This is a genomic window from Neisseria sp. P0001.S007 (assembly GCF_051963655.1).
Classification (GTDB): domain Bacteria; phylum Pseudomonadota; class Gammaproteobacteria; order Burkholderiales; family Neisseriaceae; genus Neisseria; species Neisseria subflava_A.
In genome coordinates this window covers 62,893-81,980 of sequence record NZ_JBQCUB010000008.1, presented here as the reverse complement: position 1 = coordinate 81,980, position 19,088 = coordinate 62,893, and the positions used below count along the sequence as shown (strand labels likewise).

The 19,088-nt window shown below is 51.6% G+C and carries 32 protein-coding genes; all 32 read right to left on the bottom strand.

Annotated features, from left to right (window positions below; translation table 11 throughout):
- Positions 1-4: 4 nt before the first annotated feature.
- Positions 5-1,432, bottom strand: coding sequence for a phage tail sheath subtilisin-like domain-containing protein (locus ACTHRE_RS08280; RefSeq protein WP_440344963.1), 1,428 nt, complete (start codon positions 1,430-1,432; stop codon positions 5-7).
- The gene (locus tag ACTHRE_RS08275) at positions 1,429-1,611 is read right to left on the bottom strand and encodes a DUF2635 domain-containing protein (RefSeq protein ID WP_019273002.1); all 183 of its coding nucleotides are present in this window, start codon (positions 1,609-1,611) and stop codon (positions 1,429-1,431) included. The genes ACTHRE_RS08280 and ACTHRE_RS08275 overlap by 4 nt, the downstream gene beginning before the upstream one ends.
- A complete protein-coding gene (locus tag ACTHRE_RS08270; protein ID WP_440344964.1) occupies positions 1,604-2,275 on the bottom strand; it encodes a phage protein Gp37 in 672 nt (223 codons plus the stop codon). Before ACTHRE_RS08270 ends, ACTHRE_RS08275 begins: the two co-directional genes overlap by 8 nt.
- A complete protein-coding gene (locus ACTHRE_RS08265; RefSeq protein ID WP_440344965.1) occupies positions 2,259-2,684 on the bottom strand; it encodes a gp436 family protein in 426 nt (141 codons plus the stop codon). Before ACTHRE_RS08265 ends, ACTHRE_RS08270 begins: the two co-directional genes overlap by 17 nt.
- Positions 2,684-3,109, bottom strand: coding sequence for a hypothetical protein (locus ACTHRE_RS08260; protein WP_440344966.1), 426 nt, complete (start codon positions 3,107-3,109; stop codon positions 2,684-2,686). The genes ACTHRE_RS08265 and ACTHRE_RS08260 overlap by 1 nt, the downstream gene beginning before the upstream one ends.
- 41 nt (positions 3,110-3,150) lie before the next feature.
- Entirely contained in the window at positions 3,151-4,053 is a 903-nt protein-coding gene (locus ACTHRE_RS08255) for a Mu-like prophage major head subunit gpT family protein (RefSeq protein ID WP_440344967.1), read from the bottom strand.
- A 22-nt stretch (positions 4,054-4,075) separates the two neighbouring features.
- Positions 4,076-5,131, bottom strand: a complete 1,056-nt coding sequence (locus tag ACTHRE_RS08250; RefSeq protein ID WP_440344968.1) for a phage protease — start codon at positions 5,129-5,131, stop codon at positions 4,076-4,078.
- A gap of 217 nt (positions 5,132-5,348) precedes the next feature.
- Positions 5,349-5,843 carry a phage virion morphogenesis protein gene (locus ACTHRE_RS08245; protein ID WP_049335907.1) on the bottom strand — a complete coding sequence of 165 codons (495 nt, stop codon included), beginning with the start codon at positions 5,841-5,843 and terminating at the stop codon, positions 5,349-5,351.
- Between the two features lie 103 nt (positions 5,844-5,946).
- Positions 5,947-7,284, bottom strand: coding sequence for a phage head morphogenesis protein (locus tag ACTHRE_RS08240; RefSeq protein WP_440344969.1), 1,338 nt, complete (start codon positions 7,282-7,284; stop codon positions 5,947-5,949).
- Positions 7,277-8,830 (bottom strand): DUF935 domain-containing protein, encoded by a 1,554-nt coding sequence (locus ACTHRE_RS08235; RefSeq protein WP_440344970.1) that lies wholly within the window; start codon positions 8,828-8,830, stop codon positions 7,277-7,279. Before ACTHRE_RS08235 ends, ACTHRE_RS08240 begins: the two co-directional genes overlap by 8 nt.
- A gap of 77 nt (positions 8,831-8,907) precedes the next feature.
- Complete coding sequence (gene terL, locus ACTHRE_RS08230; RefSeq protein WP_440344971.1) at positions 8,908-10,530, bottom strand: phage terminase large subunit; 1,623 nt, start codon at positions 10,528-10,530, stop codon at positions 8,908-8,910.
- A gap of 14 nt (positions 10,531-10,544) precedes the next feature.
- Positions 10,545-11,051: a DUF1804 family protein gene (locus ACTHRE_RS08225; protein WP_440344972.1), complete on the bottom strand. Its 507-nt coding sequence runs from the start codon at positions 11,049-11,051 to the stop codon at positions 10,545-10,547.
- Between the two features lies 1 nt (position 11,052).
- Positions 11,053-11,250: a hypothetical protein gene (locus tag ACTHRE_RS08220; protein ID WP_049227001.1), complete on the bottom strand. Its 198-nt coding sequence runs from the start codon at positions 11,248-11,250 to the stop codon at positions 11,053-11,055.
- Positions 11,247-11,510, bottom strand: a complete 264-nt coding sequence (locus ACTHRE_RS08215; RefSeq protein WP_440344973.1) for a hypothetical protein — start codon at positions 11,508-11,510, stop codon at positions 11,247-11,249. Before ACTHRE_RS08215 ends, ACTHRE_RS08220 begins: the two co-directional genes overlap by 4 nt.
- An 11-nt stretch (positions 11,511-11,521) precedes the next feature.
- On the bottom strand, positions 11,522-11,851 hold the full coding sequence (locus tag ACTHRE_RS08210) for a hypothetical protein (protein ID WP_063076057.1): 330 nt from the start codon (positions 11,849-11,851) through the stop codon (positions 11,522-11,524).
- Complete coding sequence (locus ACTHRE_RS08205; protein ID WP_440344974.1) at positions 11,848-12,165, bottom strand: hypothetical protein; 318 nt, start codon at positions 12,163-12,165, stop codon at positions 11,848-11,850. Before ACTHRE_RS08205 ends, ACTHRE_RS08210 begins: the two co-directional genes overlap by 4 nt.
- Positions 12,062-12,481: a hypothetical protein gene (locus ACTHRE_RS08200; RefSeq protein ID WP_440344975.1), complete on the bottom strand. Its 420-nt coding sequence runs from the start codon at positions 12,479-12,481 to the stop codon at positions 12,062-12,064. Before ACTHRE_RS08200 ends, ACTHRE_RS08205 begins: the two co-directional genes overlap by 104 nt.
- Positions 12,453-12,689, bottom strand: coding sequence for a hypothetical protein (locus tag ACTHRE_RS08195; RefSeq protein ID WP_285070076.1), 237 nt, complete (start codon positions 12,687-12,689; stop codon positions 12,453-12,455). Before ACTHRE_RS08195 ends, ACTHRE_RS08200 begins: the two co-directional genes overlap by 29 nt.
- 169 nt (positions 12,690-12,858) lie before the next feature.
- Positions 12,859-13,062 (bottom strand): hypothetical protein, encoded by a 204-nt coding sequence (locus ACTHRE_RS08190; RefSeq protein WP_285070078.1) that lies wholly within the window; start codon positions 13,060-13,062, stop codon positions 12,859-12,861.
- The gene (locus tag ACTHRE_RS08185; RefSeq protein WP_440344976.1) at positions 13,059-13,604 is read right to left on the bottom strand and encodes an N-acetylmuramoyl-L-alanine amidase; all 546 of its coding nucleotides are present in this window, start codon (positions 13,602-13,604) and stop codon (positions 13,059-13,061) included. Before ACTHRE_RS08185 ends, ACTHRE_RS08190 begins: the two co-directional genes overlap by 4 nt.
- A 144-nt stretch (positions 13,605-13,748) precedes the next feature.
- Entirely contained in the window at positions 13,749-14,429 is a 681-nt protein-coding gene (locus ACTHRE_RS08180; RefSeq protein ID WP_083325566.1) for a hypothetical protein, read from the bottom strand.
- Position 14,430: 1 nt separating this feature from the next.
- Positions 14,431-14,871: a Mor transcription activator family protein gene (locus ACTHRE_RS08175; RefSeq protein WP_002233845.1), complete on the bottom strand. Its 441-nt coding sequence runs from the start codon at positions 14,869-14,871 to the stop codon at positions 14,431-14,433.
- On the bottom strand, positions 14,871-15,272 hold the full coding sequence (locus ACTHRE_RS08170) for a gp16 family protein (RefSeq protein WP_108700385.1): 402 nt from the start codon (positions 15,270-15,272) through the stop codon (positions 14,871-14,873). The genes ACTHRE_RS08175 and ACTHRE_RS08170 overlap by 1 nt, the downstream gene beginning before the upstream one ends.
- Positions 15,273-15,434: 162 nt before the next feature.
- Positions 15,435-15,680 carry a hypothetical protein gene (locus ACTHRE_RS08165; RefSeq protein ID WP_440344977.1) on the bottom strand — a complete coding sequence of 82 codons (246 nt, stop codon included), beginning with the start codon at positions 15,678-15,680 and terminating at the stop codon, positions 15,435-15,437.
- Positions 15,680-15,868, bottom strand: a complete 189-nt coding sequence (locus ACTHRE_RS08160) for a hypothetical protein (RefSeq protein WP_049343834.1) — start codon at positions 15,866-15,868, stop codon at positions 15,680-15,682. The genes ACTHRE_RS08165 and ACTHRE_RS08160 overlap by 1 nt, the downstream gene beginning before the upstream one ends.
- Positions 15,868-16,389, bottom strand: a complete 522-nt coding sequence (locus ACTHRE_RS08155; protein WP_070630701.1) for a host-nuclease inhibitor Gam family protein — start codon at positions 16,387-16,389, stop codon at positions 15,868-15,870. The genes ACTHRE_RS08160 and ACTHRE_RS08155 overlap by 1 nt, the downstream gene beginning before the upstream one ends.
- Positions 16,382-16,528: a hypothetical protein gene (locus tag ACTHRE_RS08150; RefSeq protein ID WP_168162674.1), complete on the bottom strand. Its 147-nt coding sequence runs from the start codon at positions 16,526-16,528 to the stop codon at positions 16,382-16,384. The genes ACTHRE_RS08155 and ACTHRE_RS08150 overlap by 8 nt, the downstream gene beginning before the upstream one ends.
- A gap of 264 nt (positions 16,529-16,792) precedes the next feature.
- Positions 16,793-17,620 carry a hypothetical protein gene (locus ACTHRE_RS08145; RefSeq protein WP_440344978.1) on the bottom strand — a complete coding sequence of 276 codons (828 nt, stop codon included), beginning with the start codon at positions 17,618-17,620 and terminating at the stop codon, positions 16,793-16,795.
- Positions 17,617-18,060, bottom strand: a complete 444-nt coding sequence (locus ACTHRE_RS08140; protein WP_440344979.1) for a hypothetical protein — start codon at positions 18,058-18,060, stop codon at positions 17,617-17,619. The genes ACTHRE_RS08145 and ACTHRE_RS08140 overlap by 4 nt, the downstream gene beginning before the upstream one ends.
- Entirely contained in the window at positions 18,057-18,413 is a 357-nt protein-coding gene (locus tag ACTHRE_RS08135; protein ID WP_440344980.1) for a hypothetical protein, read from the bottom strand. The genes ACTHRE_RS08140 and ACTHRE_RS08135 overlap by 4 nt, the downstream gene beginning before the upstream one ends.
- A 78-nt stretch (positions 18,414-18,491) precedes the next feature.
- Positions 18,492-18,920, bottom strand: coding sequence for a hypothetical protein (locus ACTHRE_RS08130; protein ID WP_440344981.1), 429 nt, complete (start codon positions 18,918-18,920; stop codon positions 18,492-18,494).
- Positions 18,920-19,087: a hypothetical protein gene (locus tag ACTHRE_RS08125; protein ID WP_254324486.1), complete on the bottom strand. Its 168-nt coding sequence runs from the start codon at positions 19,085-19,087 to the stop codon at positions 18,920-18,922. The genes ACTHRE_RS08130 and ACTHRE_RS08125 overlap by 1 nt, the downstream gene beginning before the upstream one ends.
- Position 19,088: the final 1 nt, after the last annotated feature.

Genomic DNA, 19,088 nt, shown 5'->3' with positions numbered 1-19,088 from the left:
CTTTTTACAAATACAGGTCGATAACCATGCCTACTTGGTGCAGGCCGTTAACCACATCGGACGGCACGCGGCAGTTGAGCATGCCGGTGTTTTGCGCATCGCGTTCCACAATCAGGTTGGCCAAATTGTTTTCAACGTTTTCGACGATTTCCAACTCTTCGCATTTCATCAACACGTCAATCAACTCAGAGCGGACACGGGCAATGGTGCGCTCGGTCATTTTGTCACGCGGGAAACGCAACGCGATACGGTCGGCACACGCGCCCGATACATAAATCAATGTGCGCACGGTAGTCATGTCGAGCAGGCTTTCATCTGCCGTACCGTTGCCTGACTTGGTATAAGTCGAAATGGCGCGGACGATTTGAGCGGATGTGCCGTCGGGACTGGTTTCAATCGGGGTAACGCCGTTGTAGAGCGCGTTTTCCTGTTCGGTACGCATAGTCTTGTCTGCGCTGTCGCACACACCGATGCCGTTGAGTTTCAGGGTATTGAGCGGACGAGCCGGATCTTCCTCACTGGCCACGACGGCTGCAAACGCGGCTGCCAGCTCACATGGCAGGCTGGGTGTTTTGCGATACCAGGCCGAATACAGATAACCGCTGTTCAGACGGCCTGCCTGTGTCGTTGTTTGCGCCAATGCACCGGTTTGGCCATAAATACCCAATGCCCAGCGTTTTTCTTCAGGCGCGCCGACAGTTTCCAAATGTGTGCGCAACTTTAAGAGGTTCGCCTCATCGGTACAGCCTACCGCAATCAAATTATGACCTTCGGCGATCACGGCATTTAATGCGGGGCCGATATCGGCATCGGCATCGCCGCCGCTCATCGCTTTGACTGCAACGGTAATCCCTTCGGCGGTATTGCCGGTACGGATACGGATATGGTTGCCGTGCGTGCCTTTATTTTTAGCCGTCAGCGTTACCAAGCCTTCAGAGGCTGTCGCCGTTACCGGCAATGATGTTTCGGCATCAATAGCGGCTTTGACGGCAGCGGCTACGGTTGCGGCGGTTGCATTGGCGGCGACACCGACGGTCAGCGTATCGGCATTGCCGATGTTGACGCGTAAAACGCCTTGCGTATCGGCAGTGCCTGTAATCGTGATATTGCCGGTGGCCGCAACGCCTGCTTCATTGTCGGCAACGGTAATCAGGCTCAAATCTGCATATGCGTAAGCCTTGATAGCGGCCAATGCCATCAAATGCGCCTGAGAGCCTGCACCATACGCAGCGGCGACATCGGCCGCAGAATAGATATTTGCCAGCGCAGTCAGCTTGCCCGCCTTGGGATTGCTGTGTTGCGCAATGAGCAGCACACGTTGCTTGTTGGTTGGCAGGTTGCGCACGGCAAGCTTGGTGTTCCATTCGACGTAAACGCCCGGCTTACGCGTACTGGTCTGAATTTTGTCGAAACTGACGTTTGCGGAAGTCATGATTTGTTGCCTTTCGGTTTGTCCTCAACAATAACCAAGTCGCCGTAGTGAATACAGCGCAGGTAATACGCGGCATTCGGCACTTCGACCGTTTCTTGGTCGGTAATATATTCATGGGGCTTGCCGGCCATAGGTACTTGCAGACCTGCGGCGGCACGAACTTTAATAGTTTCAGTCATGTTTTACCTCGGTTTTAACGGTGGCCGCCATATCGGCGGGTTGGTTTGGTTTTTTGGGCGGGATACGCAGCTCAAGGTTTGCGCCTTTCAAGTCAGGATGTTCTGGATCGGTACGGCCTTGGTATTCGGATACGTCGGCATATACTTGCGCCTGTTGAGCATCTGAAACCGTAGGCCGTGGCCAATCGCCGTCTCGCAGTGCGTCTTCGAACCAATGCGTTTCAAAATCCAGCGCAAATACGCTGATTGCGTCCAACTCCATTTGCTTAGAAAACAGGCTTTTTGCTTTGCCCGGCTTCAGACGGCCTATACACAAACCCATAGTCTGATTGATCAGCAACAGGCGCACGGCCTGCATCAGCCGGTAAGTGCCGACATCGTTTCGGTGTAAACCGCCGAAGCGGCTGTCCGCCTCGCTGCCGCTGGCACGGTCGCCGACCAAGACAGTAAAGTGACCAGTGACTTGGTAGCGTGTTCGGCGCGTATCATGGGGCTCGCTGTCGGTAATGCCGGCAAACATGACCCAAACGGCGGGGAACTGGTTGACCACTTGAGCCAAGCCTTCACCGTCAAATTCGCCACCGTAGGTATGCACACCGCTGACCATTTGGCCAAGGCCGTCTGAAAGACGCTGTTTGATGGCTTGTTCAATAGACGCTATCACGGCCGAACACCTTTTCCTTGGCGGCAAACATTACCGCATCACCTTGCACGGTCGGCTTGGGGTCGGCATTTTCAGCCACACCCAAACCAGCCTTGCCTGATGCCACCAATTTGAGATACGCAATCGCCGCCTCATATCGGTGCACCATATCTTCCGTCATTTGGCGCTTGCCCGTTGCCAAACGGTAAACGGCAATGTCGCAGCAATAAAGGCTCAACAGGCGCACAGGGGCAGGCAACGGCAATTCATAACGTGATGCCAGATAGCCGTCGATTTCGGCGGAGGCATCATCCAAACCTTGTTGCGCAATTTCGGCATTCACGCTTCCCAAGCGCGTCAGGTCGGTCAGACCTGCAATCGTCGGCTCGGTATAACGCGCCACCAAATCGGCAACCGTTGCGTAAGCCATTAATCCTGCTCCACAGGCAAGGCTTCACAAACAACAGCCATCGGTTCGGCCAGCAGGCGCTCCCACGCTTCGGGCTCAAAATCGGCACGTTTCACAAAGGTAAAATGCGGTTGAACGTGATACCCGCTGCGCCAAAACGCATGGCCATGTTTGGATTTGATGGCAACCACTTCAGCATCGGCCGCCGCTTCACCGCCCGCCTGATAGCGTTCTTGCGCTTCTGCCGCTTCAACGGCACCTCTTGCGGCCTGTTCCAATTGAGCTTCCAATTCGGCGATACGCACACGTGCAGCTTCAAGCTCGGCGTTCAATTTTTCGACTTCAGCCTCAAAGGAAGCCTGCAACTTAACGTCTTCGGGATTTACATCCACAGTTGCGCCAACCGTTTGCTCGGTTTTTTCATCTTCGTTTTTTACTTTCGCCATTTTTTATCCTTTCGGCGGGCAAAGCCCGCCTATCTAAAGGGTTACAGCAACCAAGGAGATACGATTACCTTGCATTTGCCTTTATTCGGGTTGTACGCACCATTCGCCAGGCGGTCGCCTTCCACCAACTCTTTGGCGGCGTTTTCCAAAGAAGGAGGAACCAGCAGCACATTCGGGCGGATACCCAGCGGTCGGCCGCTGTCGCCTTTCAGGCTAACCATTGCGTTGTAAGCCTTTTCAAAACCTGTAGCATCCAGTTTTTCTTGCGACTTAGCCGCCATTTGCCAGAAGCCCAAACCAACATTACAACGGCCGTCCACGCCGTAGCGGTATTCGTTGCGCATGAACACGCCTTCGTCGGTAGCGGCGGTCATGGCGGTGAACTGTTTAGGTTTGCGTTCTTGATAAATCAGAGGTTTCAGGGCGCGTGATGTATCCAGCAAATACCAAGCGGCTTCAGTACCGGTGAAAATATTGGATACAGTACCGGATGGAATGTCGCCACTGGCTTGGTCATATACCGGGTGGTCGTTGTCGAAGAAGTTCTGACCGTCATAACACAACGTAGCGTGCGCGTTTTTCAGCAGGGCGAATACCAATTCGTCAGGATGAACGGCGGAAGCACGGCCCATTTCGGTCATCATCGGCGCGTAAATACCGACATTGTCGTCTTCGATATCGTTGCGGTTGACCTTGACCGAACTTTCAAAATGTTTGTTGGTGATGGCATAGCCGTGTGCCTTCATATCTTTGAATACTCGGTCGCCCACCCATTCGCGGAAGGCAGGCCATTGACCGAGCCAGCCGTAAGTATTGGAAGCAGTAGAGGACGGGATAACAGTGGCGATTTCCTTGTATTGGCTGTCCGCCATTTGCAAGCCGTCTTGGAAGTTTTTCTTAAAGCCGGTAAACAGCGCCTTCAGGGTATCTGGAGTGATAATCATGGTTTAATCCTTGTTTAAAGCCTTATTTGGCTTTTTGATAATCTTCAGCCGAAATACCCAATTGCTTGGCTACTTCGATTTCTTCCGGAGTCAGCGCAGGCTCACCGCCTTCCGCGCCTTTGCCGCCGGTTTGCGTTTTACTCAACGCGGCCAACTTCAAACTGCCTTCCATCAGATTCTTAAACGCTTCAGGGTCTTTGGCGGCCAGTTGGCGCGCCGATGCTTCTTGATGCGGCAACAGGCGGCCGTCTGAAAGCGCGGCACGGATCAGGCCGTCTGAAGTGCCGCCCACTTCCATTGCAATCACTTTCTTGCTCAACGCGGCCACTTGCGCTTTGAGTTCGGCTACCTCGCCGTCGTCGGCATTGCCGCCTTGCGGCTTGTCTTCGGGCTTGCCGGCATCGCCTTTACCACCTTCGCCGCCTTGCGGTTCTTCTTTGGGTGCGGCCAGTGCTTCGGCGAGCGTTTTACCGCCCAGCTTTTCCTGTGCTTCGGCCAAAGCCGCTTCGATGGCTTTGTCGTCGGCATCCGCCGCCAAGCCCAAGAGCTTGATTAAAGCTTCCTTGTTCATACTTGTTTCCTGTTTGGGGTTGATAGAGTTTTGGCGGCTCAATGCAGCCAGAGCCATGCCGTCCAGTGCGGGCGAATTGGTCAACGCCACACTGTGCAGCCCGCGTACATTGCCCAGCGTGTCGTATTCGAGTACCGGCGACAGATAGCGGTATTCGCCGCTGTCTATCATGTCTTTGGCGCGCTGCGTCCATTTCACTTCGCCCATCAGGCCGCGCTCGTCATCCCACACATATTTGCTGATCCAGCCGGCGGCAGGGTTTTGCTGCCCCGTTTCGGCGGCTTTCAGCGTGGCGTGTTCGTAGTCGACCACAAGGTCGGTTTGCGCGGCGTCAAAGGCGGCAATGATTTGCTGCGCCAAGTCGGCGGACATCGTCCAGTGCGGCACACCCGTATCGGTGCGGCCGTCAACCGGTGCAAATTGGCCTTTGGGTACGATTTTGATTAAGCCGTCCGTATTTCCGACTTTGGCGGCAGATAAGGCGGCAAGAAAGGTTTTGGTATCCATTGCCGAATCATGCGCCATCAAGCCGGCACAAGAGGCTGAATCACTGTCAGTAAGGAACGAAAATGAGAAATATTGGAGAATGGGAAAGAGAGTATGTTTAAAACCGTTTCAGAAGCCTTTTAAGCCCCTCACAGATTGATTTAAACATTTCGGGAAAGGGTAGATAAGGGAAAGGTGTATAAAAGCCGTCTGTGTGTAATTTCAGACGGCTTTTGTTTTAATTGCCAAGAGCGGCATCCAAGTAATCATTTACCGCATCGACTAAAGCCTGTTCGTCGTCAGGTTGAAGAACCATAAACGGACGTGCAGGAATCTTACTGCCGGGGTGATTAACACGTTTGGCAAACCGTCCGCCAAATTTTAAGGCTTTGCCGTTTTTCGGCAATATCGTATGCGGTGCAGTTTGTCCGCCGAAATTATGAATGGCCGCATATTCCACATTGGTACCAACCACCGCTTCCGTGGCCGTACTGTTCTGCGTAATCGAATTGCGCAAACGCCCACTGGCCTGCAACAGCCCCGATCCTTCACGCGCGGACGGATACTTGCGCGGAGCCCACGCGGGGCGGCCGCCTGCCTCGAAGTTGTCCAGCACGGCATTGCGCATGATGCGGGCAAGCTGCGTCATCAATGGCTGGGTGTTGCTTGTACGTTGCGCAATGGCGTTTAAGCTGTTTTGCAACGTGTCTGTGTTGATTTTTATCTCAATCATCAGTATATTGTCCCTAACAAAGCCGTAAAGCGTGGGTTACCAAATGGAAAGGGAGCGGTGGCGTAAGCCCCCGTGTGATCCTGTTCGAATCAGGCAAAACGCTTTACGGCTTTTTCCATAACAGTTCAATTGCATTCAAACTGATTATCCGGTTTGGGTCATCAACAACAGCGCCTGTATTCACCATATTGGTTAAGAATTTCTCTTTTTTACCGGTAAGCAGATTTCGTGCCGCCGCTTTATAATCCATCGTAACAACCAGCTTGCCCTTGCTATTTGGTAAATCATAAACAAACAACAGCGCATCTTTTTGTGCCGGGTCATTCGAACGTGACAACCTGATTTCATCCGGCGCATTCAAATGCTCAGGCAAACGTTCCCAAAAATCTATCGGCAACTGTCGCACTTTCTTATCGCGCCAAGAATGCCAAAGCCTGTCATCATTTACCGAAATTAAGGCCGACGGTGTGAAACCTTTGGCCTCCAATGTTTCTAAGACCGCCAACGGCAACACACCTACATGAAGAAACTGACCTGTCTGAAAACCGTCTGCCTGTGCTTTGCGTACCATATTGGTCATTGCCTTAATGGTTGAGCGCATAATCATTGGGTCTTTTAAAGCAGCACCAACCGCCACACTTGCCAGCTTCGGCGGTAAATCTACCGCACGCTGCATCTGCAACTGCCCCAAGTTGGCCAAATGGCTTTTACCCACATTGTTCTGAAAACCTGCATCAGTATAAAAGCGGCTGCCGTCGGCCAGCTTCACCGCCTTGGCCGGGCGGGTATCGCCCTTGCGGTTGACCACCACTTCCGTATCTTCCAGTTGCGCTTTTTGTGGCAAAAGATTTCGACGCTTCAAGTCACGGTCTGAAAATGCCCGCACGGTACAGCGGCAGTTGAAGCCGTTGGGAGGGTAGAAGTAATTCCAAAACGGGTCGTCGATGTGATACACCGCGCCATGCGCCGCAGCGTGGCTTTGTCGGGTACGGCTGTCAAGAATGGCCGAATACTGCAACCAGGGCGCAGAGTCTCGACCATCTTCAAGAGCCTGCCAATGCCCGGACATATAGGCTGACTGCATTTGCGTACGGAAAATGGTTTCCAGTCGATGCCGCGTGATGCCTTTACCATCTACTTCGCCGGTGTTTATATGCACAATGTCGCCATCTTTCAGCAGCTGCCAATCATGCTGTTTCAGACGGCCTACCACATCATCACGGAATTTCTCAAATGACGTACCGTTTTTCAGGCTTTCATACAAAGCACCGTGGATTTGCGCGACAATATCCTGCTTGTGAATGCCCGCAATCGCCCGTGCCTTAGCCTGCGCTTCGTTCCACGTTACTTTCCAATCGGACGGCACATTAAAGCCCAGCCCCTCAAAATACTTGACGGCCTGTTCAGGCTCAAGGCCGAATGCGTAGCTCAAATCAGCCATTCATCCGTCCCCATAAGTCCGACACAAAAACCACACGCGCCAAGGCCGTCTGAAATTGCTCGGCAGTCAGGTCGGGATAAACGCGCAGTAAACGCTCCTGCACATCCTCATAACTATCACCCTCGGCCAAAGCCTGGCCTAAGCCGCGTAAAAACGGCTCAATCATTTCTGGCAAGGCCACTTTGCTCAAGTCCGCATTATCCAAATCCGCCTGCGCCGCGCCGACAATCTCGCCAGTTTTACTCAAAGCCACACGGCGGTAGCTTAGAGAAGCGTTTTTTAAATCCGTTTTAACGTCGGTTTGAAAAGCCAATACCGGCTCGTCTTCGGAAGCCAAAGGAATAGCTAATTTTTCCTGCGCCCACGACAACGGAATCTTCATGCCGATTTTCACCAATTTAGGCAAAGAGTCGGAGTACACCGTCAAATCTTCAGGCAATTGCGTATCGAACACAAAGCGCGGCAGACGTGAAACATCGACATTGCCTTTATTGAGCTGCAACAATGGCAGGATCAATTGGCGCGTCAATGTGCCGGCCAGTTGTTTGGCATCGGACACCAGCAAATCATGGCGCACCTCGTTATGGATTTGCCCCAGCGCATTGGTAGCAGTCTTGCCGTCAGCCTGGCTGGTCAGCGTGCCGCCTAAAATCGCTTTTGAAGACGTTTTATCCGCCCAATCAATCATTGCCTGAAACGGATCCGCGCTGCCGTTGGCCGCGTTGAGCAGCTCAATCTGCATGGTTTCAGGGATAATGCCCGCCGCGTTATGGCCGATTTCGCGCACCGCATTCAAAAGGGTGAGCTTATCTTTGTCGTCTGCCCCGGAGGCATATTTGCCGATTCGGGTCGGCAGGCCGTAAATCTCCAAAAACTCGGCCAAATCACGCACCGAGTAATTCTTGAACAAATAAGGCCACACCAGCGTGCGCATCAAACCGCTTCTTGCCAAAATGCCCGAACGGCTGCGGTGCTTATGGACAATCCAGCCTAAATCCCACAGCTTTTCGCCATCTGGGCTGCCGTCTTTGCGCAATAACACCTCACCCATTGCATTGACCTTAAACCAAGCCTGCGGACGATGATGGAATGCCTTGGGCAACCATAACGAACCAAGGTTTTCCCATTCGATTTCCACGCAGGAGAAGCCGTGTCCGACCGCGTCCAAAAGGTCAAACATCATATCCTCTAAATCGGTCATCTGATTGAGCCAGCCACCAACCTCTTCGGCCAGCTTCCGTTCCGCTTCGCTGCTGTTCGGGGGCGGAACAATATTCCAATCCAAGCCGATTACCGCGCGCTTGCGTTTGCTCATCTCCGAAAAGATATGGCCGTCCTTCTCCTCAATATCGACAAAGAGTTCGGACTGCGCCTGAATATCGCCGTTTTCCGCATCTTCCAAAATCCGATGAAGCGACTGCGGAGTCAGCCCTTTGCTCGGATGCTCATGGGTAGTGCGGTTTTTAACGATATCCGCCGTTTGGGATTGTTTATCGGGCGTTTTAGGTGCGGCTTTACTAAACAACGCACGGAGTAGGTTTTTCATGACGTAAAAAAGGGCAAGTTAAACTTGCCCCATTTTCAGCCGTGCCACTCCTTAGCAGGCTGTATCCCGTGTCAGTTTTACCATGCGCCGCTCCCCATCCGTCCGGACAAACCGTGCTCTCTAGGCACGGCAATATAGCCGCCGACAGTCGCGCTGCTTTGAACCAAGCCCCACAGCATATGCACCGCATCAGGACCGTCGTCATGGTCTGCCATCGGAAAATGGCGGAATTGGTCAATCAGTGTGCTTTGACTGGCGTGCAAACGGATTTGACCGTTTTGCATATACGGCTGCAGGCTTTCAATACGGAGCAACTTGTCCGCACTCGGCTTGATACCGCGTGCCGGAATCGGGATACCGGCAGCCGCGCCGCGTTTGACCAGCTCAGTCTTTAAAAACTCCTGAAACTGCACCGTCTCAATACCCCACAACACACAACGGTACCGCCGTTGCAATTCGATAATGTCGGAAATAATCTTGTCCGGCAGGCGTTTCTTAATCAGAGCCTCCACCACATCCAACACACCCGTGCGGCGGTTGTACCCGCCGATACACAACGCAGACGGGTCACGGCTGTTGCCGGCCTTGCCCAAACTCGGGTCGCACGCACCATAAAAAATCCAATCCGAATCACGATTGACCCAAAAATTCAGGCTGTTCGCAAACGGCGCGGCCTCACCGGCAACCGGATCATTCTGATATTCCGAATCGAACGTCGCATGGCCGTCACGCGCACGGATTTTCATCAATGCCAATACGCCGCGAGCCGCCCAGCTTGTTTGCGCGCCACGCTCCATCTCGTCTTTGTGCGCCTGATAAAACGCTTCGGCTACCTCCGCGCCATCGTTGCGGTACAGTTCTTCCCATCTGTCCCACAAATCCATGCGATCAGGCCATTCAAGCATGGCTTTAAACTTAGTCGCGTGCCAAAACGGGTTATTCAGGGTACGGTTCAAGACGCTGTCGTAGTGCAGGATGGTGCCGATATAAATCACGTCAAACTTCTGCCCCGCACCACCCAATGCGAGGACGGCTTTTTTCAGCCAAGTTTCGAGTTTGTCGCGTTGCTCTGGGTTGCGCACCTGTTCGTCGTTCTCGATATCGTCAAGGACGGCAAGGTCGGGGCGGTATGGACCGTGGCGCAGACCGCGCAACTTTTTGCCACTGCCCGCCACTTGGATTTTGACTTCGTTTGCCGTTACCGCAGTCCCCGCCTGCCAAACGCGCCCCTGTCCGCAAGCCGCCGGAAAGTCGGTTTTCAATCGTGGGTTAAACTCAAGTTCTGCCTTGATTGCCTCCAGCATGGGATAGGCTTGGTCGATACTGTCCATCACGATGACCGCGTAATGCTTGCGCCCCGTTACCACACACCAAAGCGTAAACAGTTGCGTAACCAGCGTTGATTTCGCCTCGCCGCGCGGGGCGGCGGTTGCCTCGTTGATGCCTTCAGACGACCTCAAGATTTCGGGCAGTCGGGAAAATAAAAACTTGTGCAGCATCGACTTTTCGGGCGAGCGGACATAGTGCGGAAAATATGTGTTTACGAAATATTCGTAACCGTTGACCGGGTCTAATACCTTCGCCCGACGCTCGGCAATGGCGGCAGTCGACGCGTCGAAGCCGTCCACCTCTGCCTCAATGATTTGGCGGAGTTGGGTGGCGTATTCGGCAAGCGACTTTAAAAACTCTTTGGACTTCATTTTTCAGACGACCTTCATCGGTATTTCTTTTCAATTTCCACGCCCAGCGGCTCAACCAACTCGACAAAAGCCTGCAAGTGTTGCGGGTATCGCTCTTTGACTACTTCGCCAAACAATTCCAACACCTCAATCGCCGTCGCCAATTTTGACGTTTCCGGCATCACTTTGGCGTTTGCGGCTACGGTCTTTGTAAACGCATCCGACAGGCTCGCCAACAATTTGGCGCGCTCGGACGGCATCAGCTCCTCGACCGACGTGTCTTGCAACATCGTCATCGTCGATTGGTACTGCACCAAAAACCCCGCCAACAGCGAGCGGCTCAAGTCTTCGATACCTCCGCCCGCCAGCGTGTAGGCGGCGCGTACTTTGTCCCAATCGTCGCCGGTCTCTTTGGCGGCGCGTTTCCAGCTACGGGCGGTCGTAGTCGGGATTTCACACATCATCGCCGCGATTTCGAGCGTCTGACCGTCGCTGACGTACAGTCGGCGCAGCTTTTCGCGGGTTTCTTTCGGGTGTGCCATATCAGCCTCCGAACTTGGCTCGCAGCAGTTCCCAACCCGTCGTTACAATCACGCCGCCGAGACCGCCATAAACCGCAGCAGATTTCTTGCAGTCTTTCTTAATTTGCTGCAATTCCTCGTCCATGCGCGCCTGATTGGCAAGCAGGTCATCCTGCTTGGCTTCGATACGCGCCAAGGCTTCTAAAATCGGGTCGCTCATTTGTCCGCTTTCCTGTCTAATTTTTCATTCATTTTTTCAAGTTTGTCTTCGATACGCCCCAAAGAGGCCGCAATACTGTCGCGGTCTTCCTTGGCATCCTGCTTGGTGTGATAAGAGAGCTTGACCGCGTGCAGCTCCTCTTTAAGGTCGTTGATACGCTTGTCCGCTTCTTTCAGACGGCCTGAAATGCCGTTGACCCAAAACCAAAACGCCGCCGTCGCAATCGGCCACAGGGTTTTAAACCCAAATTCAAAGTCCATTTAAAACCCCTTTAAACCGGCACGTCGCCGAATACGATACGCACCGCATAGCCTTCGGGATTTCGGCTCGCCGCCTCGACCTTTTGGCCGTCAAAAAAGACTGAGTAATATTTCCGCAAAATACCAATCACATCAGCAGGAGCGGTCGCGGAAAACTCCACACAAAAGGTCGTCTGGAAATCCTTATCCATACGCACTGCGTACTCAATGCCTGCCTTATCCAACAGGTCGGAAACATGAATGACAAACGGCTCTTGCTCGCGTGCGCGGCTCAATCCCAGCTCTAAATCCGCATGGCGGCAGGCGACCGTGCGTTGTACCAAATCACGATAAGTCGTCATCGTTCGCCCTCCGAACCGTCAACTTCCGCTTGACTGTTGACCCAGTCGCGCCAAGCCTGATTTTGGTTTTCCAGTTCGGCAACATAGCCGCCAAACTCAGCAGCGTGTTCCAACAGCGTGGCCGTCTTGCCGTCCTTCGGCGGATTCGGGCGCACCGGCGCGACCATCAGCGCGGCAGGCGGGGTCGGCATGACCGCCTTTTCGACAACCTTAATTTCCGTAGCCGAGGGCGCGGTTGTAGAGCTGCAGGCCGTGATGGCCAAAGCCGTCAATACAACCGCCGCCTGCTTTTTGGCGGTCTTGAGTAAGCGCATTTTCGATTTCCTTTTTGTTTTGCGTTTTCAGGCGGCTTACTTCCGCCTGCTTTTGTGCCAAAGCCACACCGACGGCGTGCGCCTTGGCTTCAGATTTTTTAGCTTCCGCACGCGCCTGTTCCAATTCGCGCGCATAGTTTTGAGCCGACAACAGCAGGGCTTGCGCCTTATCGTGCTCCATCTTGTCGATGACCGCTTGCTGTTTGGCAAAGGCTGCCTTGTAGCCTTGATGGTGCGACACCGCCAAACCCGTGCCGATAAGTGCGATGATGGCAATCGGTTGCCAGTTATTCGTCAGCAGTTTCACGAGATTCATTCTCGACCTCCTGACGTTTGACGCTGACAAACGAGCGCGCCACCGCATAGCCGCCGACAATGCCCAAATACACCGCCCAGATCTCCGCCGACGGGTCGGGCAACATCACAAACTTAAACGTCCCCGCAGCGCAGGCAACGTTTGCCCACAGTTTCGAGTGCGACACATTGCCTGTCGCGGGGTTTTTAAAAATATCCAAAATACGCATTGCTATTCCACACTTTTGGTTTGCAGGTGCCGTTTCAGCATTTACCGATAATTGGCCAGTTCTCCCTCCGTAAAATCAAACGCAGGCAAGTCCGCCTGTTCGCTTGCCTCACGGCTTTTGCGCGACCATAGCTCAATCATCTTTTCGTAAAACTCAACCTGTCCCATGATTAACGACGATTCTTGCGTTTACGCGCCGCACGTTTGGCTGCTGCCACACCCGACTTACCCATGCGCATAGACGGATGTTGTTTCAAATAGCCTACCCGAACAGGGCTTGGCGTGATTTTGATTTCAGATAACGGTGGTACGCCAAAACCGTTTTTCAACTTTGCCCAACAGGCAATAGATAAAGCAATCAAAGACTTTTTCATACCTTAGCCGCTCCCAATTCCATCGCAATCGCGTCCGCAATCGCGCGGCAGATGCCCCATTTTGTAGCCTTAAACAAGGCTAAATCAGCATCGTTGCTGATAAAAAACGGCTCAAACACAATGCCGCCGGCTTGTGCATAAGCCAGGCGCGAATGCTGGCCCCCATTGTCGGGTTTAAAGCCGTCTTCGCCGCGCAGTTTCCAGCCGGTAGCCTTCGCAACAGCCTTGCTCAGCACCTGACACCAGCGTTTGTTTTTGACGGTACTCAACGCCTCAATGCCCGTAGCTGCTTTGCTGACGGCCGCATTGGTATGGAACTCAATCGCCACATCCGAGCCGCGAATCAGTTTTACAGCCTCGCGCAGCGGCATATTGCCTTTGCCCGTGCCGTCGGTTTTAACGGTCAAGCCGTAGTCATCGCGCAAAATAGATGCCACGATGTTGCGCATATCCTGCGCCAAGTCCGCCTCACGGTCGGAGCCGTTGACCGCGCCTGGGTCGGTGTTACTGTGTCCGGCAGTCAGACAAATAATTTTGCTCATTAAAGCCTCCCTCAAAATCAGATTAAAATGCACTTTCAGAGGCTTACATTTTCAAACGGCATGGCTTTTGCAGCGGTCGAAACAGTGTCAGTAGGCAACAAAAAGGCCGCCTGAAATTTCAGACGGCCTTGGCATGATTCAACCTTATTTGATTTTCATCGGACAAGTAAATGTGTCAAATGGTTCATCTCCGGTCAACACGGCTAAACAATCATTTATAGGCAGATTAATACCTTTACGGGCATAGACAGTTGCCTCAGCTTCAGGAGGATGTTTAATTTGCTCTTTACAAGCGGCCATAGCGTTGTCGTAGTTTTGTTTATAATTGGCAACCATAGCATTTTGGTTTTGTCTGGCGGTAAAGTAGTCATATGCAGCATTGGCGGCATTGGTACACTGATACAATCCAGCCTTATCTTCCAAAAATGGCCCGCCGAAAGTTTCATCGGCTGATTTGGCGACAGCAATAAAAGCCTCGTTAAATGTCTTGACCTCCGCCAAATTGCTACCGTTTAACACCATGCCGCGGCTCTCCTTTTCAGCTTGAGTAAGCAATGCCACCAATTTTTCCGCATGGCTTTTCAGTTCGCCGTGCCGGCGGATTTTGTCTAAATTATTCTCCCCTATAAAGTATTCTTCGTTTTTCAGGCGCTCCACGATTTTCACTTTCGGGTCAGGCTGAGTTTCTTGCTGTGCTGGGGCTGTCGGTTTGACTTCCTCTGATACTTGCCCACACGCTGCCAAACCCAACGCCAGCAGCACAAAATAAAACGTTTTCATATTTTTCTCCAAAATAAAATGCCATACATCTGCATGGCATTCCATTCTAAAACAAATTTTCCTGCTCCGCTTCCTTATCCGCCTGTTTCAGGATCCGCCACACATGGCGGTCGCTTAGGCGGTGTGCCAAGGCCAAATCGTTAACGGCCTCATATGCGGGGGTGCCACCCGCCGTCTGTCGGTCAAACTGACTGCGGATTTTACGGTTTCGCAACTCATACAAGGCCGTCTCGCAACGGGGTATAAACAGATTGCACGGAGCCATCGCTTCCACCAGCCGACCGGCCGCCTCACTGCCGATAATCTCCTCCAAGTACGCAACACGGGATTGACTGTTTTTCGTATAACCCTGCCGCAACGGATAAGTCGTACCGCCCATCAGGCGCACCAACTCCAGCGTTTCATTAAACCCGATGACCGTAATCAACGCCTGTACACTATCAGGAAGCAGATGCTTGACCGCGCCAAAATCTGCCGTCTCATACATCACACAGCCCCTTTCTTACGGCGGTTCGCCGCAATCTGCAACGCCGCCACCAGCTTGTGCATATTGCCGTCGGACAACCATTCCACACGATCAACCTTAAACATCTTTTTCGCCGTACCGTGCGCATAATTCCAGCTCCAGCCGTTATCCAGCAGCAGGGCTTCAATTTTACGCATCATCGGGTCGGCAGAGCTTCGGCGGTTCGGGCGACGGCCTGCCGTCTTTTTCGGCGTAAACCCATGTTGTCGCAAATCCTCGACCACGCGCTCCAGCTCAGGGATGCTGCACTCGGTACACGACCGCTTGCCCGTCACGCGCTCCAACACCGCGCGATAGGTACCGTCATCCAAGCCCAGCTCCTTTTGAGCAATCTTAATTTTCGCAATCAACGCTCGGCGCATTATCTCTCCAATACAATATATAGTATAAATTAGCGAATATTATACCAATAAAATACAATATATAGTATTAAGTCGATGTTTTTTTTTGCGAAACTGACAGACATAAAAAAGGCCGTCTGAAACAGGTTTTAAACCCCATTTCAGACGGCCTTTAATCAAGCTTTAAACGCCAAAGAAAAATAAAATCAACGCAAGAAAAAACCAAACCACCCCGAAGCAGTAATAAATAAAGGCTTTTTTTCGGGCGCGCATAGCCTCTTTTTCTCCTTCTTTCACTTTTCCCCACACGAGAAAAGCGGTTTCTAATTTTCGGTTGGCGTTTTCGACTTGAGCGTGGATGTAGAAGGAATCGCGTGCGGCAGTTCTTAAAAATTCCAGCTCATCGGTATTTAAATTTCCGTTTTCCATCACGACATCTCCCGCTTTGACATACCTTGTATAGCCCCAATCTTTCCAAGCATATCAATAACATCTTGCACAGCAATCCAAGTTAATTGAGCAGGAGTGCCGCCATCTCGGATAAGGAGATCTCCATGAGGTACATAGCTAACTTTACCATTAGGCAAATCTTCAATTTCAATCACAATTTTCGCCATCACGCCAACTCCTGCTCAGTAGGCTCAATCACAAAATCCTCAAGCCCCGACACAATCTTAATTCCCGGCACTTGGCCGTCTGAAAAACGCTCTTTTTGATTCAGGATGGCGTCTTTGTCGATTTCCTTTTTAGTGCGGACAAACTCAGCAAAGGCGGATTTCTCGGAGAGCCACGCCAAGACGGCGGCCACGCCCGTTACCTTGACGGATGGCGGACGGATACGCCATTTAATCAGGCCGGTAGTAAAGTCCACGGTTTTGGTTTTACCGTTTTCCGTCAGCTCGTCCTTATGTGCCTCGCAGTATGCGGCCACACGTTCGGTCAGGCTCATGATTTCGGCACACATCGGCGCGGCTTTGGCGGCATATTCTTCTTCGATGACCGCTTTTTTGTCTCCGGCTTCGGTTTCCAGGCGTTTGACTTCGCGCTGCAAGTCGCCGATTTGGCGGATAAATGCGGTAACTTCCGCTTTGTCTTGTGCCGCTTCGATAGCGGGTTGTTTGATTCGGGTTTTAGCCATTTGCTTTTTCCTCCAGTTTGTTGAGTAGTTGATATACTTCGCTTGCTTCAAATCCTTTAGTTTCAGCAAAACTGATAAAGGCATCCCAGTCTTGCTCTAAATATTCGTCCAATAGACGGTACTCGTGCGGTTCAATCATGATTTTTTCCTTTTAAACTATAAAATTCTTAAGACCTTTAAATCACCGACTTGGTGTGTCCCAATACGATAAGCCAATATTCTTTCGCGTTTTTCCTTCGGTCTGATATAGGCAACCTTAACCTCTGTTAAATCAATATCTCTAACTCCTCCTCGTAAATAATTGTGGGTTATTACCAAATCGCCGTGCTCTGCCTTCAACTTTTCTAGTTGACTGATTAAGTCCGATATTCGGTTATTACTTGTAAAATATACATTTTCCATTTCAATGACCTTTCTTGTTTAAAACATCTTTCACTTCCGCCATTTTCTGACGGCCTTTTTCCTTATCCGGCGCGGGCTTTGCCAGCATCGCCCTTGGTATCAACCGTGGCGGCAGGTTGCGGAGCAGTTCGGCGGGGTGCGGCCATGTTTCCGCCGCCTGCAATACCTTAAACCCCGTCTGAATCCGTATCGGGTCATACTCCGGCGAGACGATTTCTTTTTTCTCCATCAGTTTCCGATACCAAATTTCCGCAACTACCGGCATATCCTGCGCTGCCGGTCGGTTGGGCAGATTGAGCGCGGCGAGCAATGCAAATCCTGCCGCGATTTCCAGTTTCGCCCAATCATTCCCCGCCCATTCGCCCAAGGCTGCCACACCCTGCCGCAGTTTTGACGGCGCGCCGCCTTCGCCCACTCTCCCTGTTGGAGAGGACTGGGGAGAGGGCAACCCCGAACCCTGCCACTGGCTCACAATCTCCAGCAAATAACCATGCGACTTTAAGGGCAGTTTCAGACGGCCTTGGTCGCGGGCATTAACGGTTTCATTAAAACCGTGAATCCAAGCCTCGGTAGGGGCAGGAAAACAAACCCCGTCACGCGCCGCCTCCTGCGCCTTAATCATCGGCAGCAACTCATTCAGCAGTTTCGCGGTACGCGCCCAAGAGAGCTGGGATTTCGCAGGACGGAACAAACCGATATACCGTATCGCCGCCTTGCCCAATTCCGCATCCATCTCCAATACAGCCTTTAATACCGCTGATGCGTCTGCGTCATTGATTAAGCTATCCAGGCTATGCACCGCCCCGCAGTTCGGGCATTTGATGTTCATGACTCGCTCTCCCATAATGTTCGACGTTCAACCGTCTTAACGGTCTTGACGACTTTCCGTTCCCATCTTCCGCAGTGTCGGCATTTGCGTGTTTGTTTATTGGCATAGACCCATTTGTGATGCCATTCAGTTAATGCACACCCTCCGATACGTTCGTATTCGTCCCATTTGACTTCGGCAACCACCTCTGTTTCAGGGGTTTTAATAAAACAAAATGTCTCATCCATTAGTTCTGAGTCGTAACAAATCCTGCTGCCAATAAAGTCCCCAAGACCGTTTTCAATAAACCAGCCGATACACCAGCCGAATCCATCTTTAAATTTAACAATTCGCGGATAAGCTCCTAAAGCTTCACGCAACTTGGATTTTTTCTTCAAAAATCGGAAAATATAGCCAATGTATTTAGGGTCTTTTTTCGGGTTGAATTTTTCGATGTTCATTGTTTATCCTTCCAAACATCGCCACCAGCCTGTACATTTCCATTGCCTTTTACGATTTGAACATTGCCTGCCAAGTGATTTTCAAGTTCAGCTTGTTTATCGATCCATGTCTTAAACTCTGACCAAGTTTCAAACTTAGTTTGCTTGTCACGCATCAACCTGCCCAACTTAATGCCCAGATAAGACAAAAACATTAAACCGCTGATAAATGTCCAAAACACTGAGGCTGACCAATGGCTGATATACACACAAAACCCTAACATCGCCCCCGTGAAAACATCCTTGATGATGCTTTCCAAAACACTTTCACTTGCGTTGTACGCGATAAAGTTTTTACTTCTGATTTCAATCATTTAACTACTCCAATAATTTCCAAAAACGCTATAAAGACAACAACCTGTTGGCCGCTCCGCAGTTAGGACAACGGCAAATCATGATTCAATCTCCCAAATATCGCGGCGGCGAATAACTTTCTCGGTTTTAACTTTCCGTCGTATCCATTGGCCGCAGTATTCGCAGCACCGACTGTTTTTATTAACTTCACGCCATTTATGCGCATACCCGTCAATAGCACAGGCTCCAATACGTTTGTAATCACACCATTCGACTTTTTCGACAACTTGTCCGCCTGGCTTAAATGCATAAATCTCTACCTTTCCATCGGGTAAAAAACTGATGGGAGCACCGGTAAACCATCCGTCACTGTCATGCCATCCGATACGCCAGATACCCAGCGTGTCAAACTTTTCGATAACCGGCATTCCTCTATGCGGTATATTTTTTTTGTTCTTTTTCAAAAATCTATAAATAAAATTGCTATATTTCGGACTCTTTTTAGGGTTGTATTGCTCAATGTCCATCACGCTTCCTCCCATAAAGTTATCGCCTGAGCCAAAGTTCCCGCCTCGGCAGTCTTCCACATCCCGTCCGGCGACCGCGCAGCGATTACAAAGCCTTCGCCGTCCTTCTTCATGATCATCAGCTCGCCACGGTCTTCGATCCATTCTGCAATTTCTTTTCCATTCATT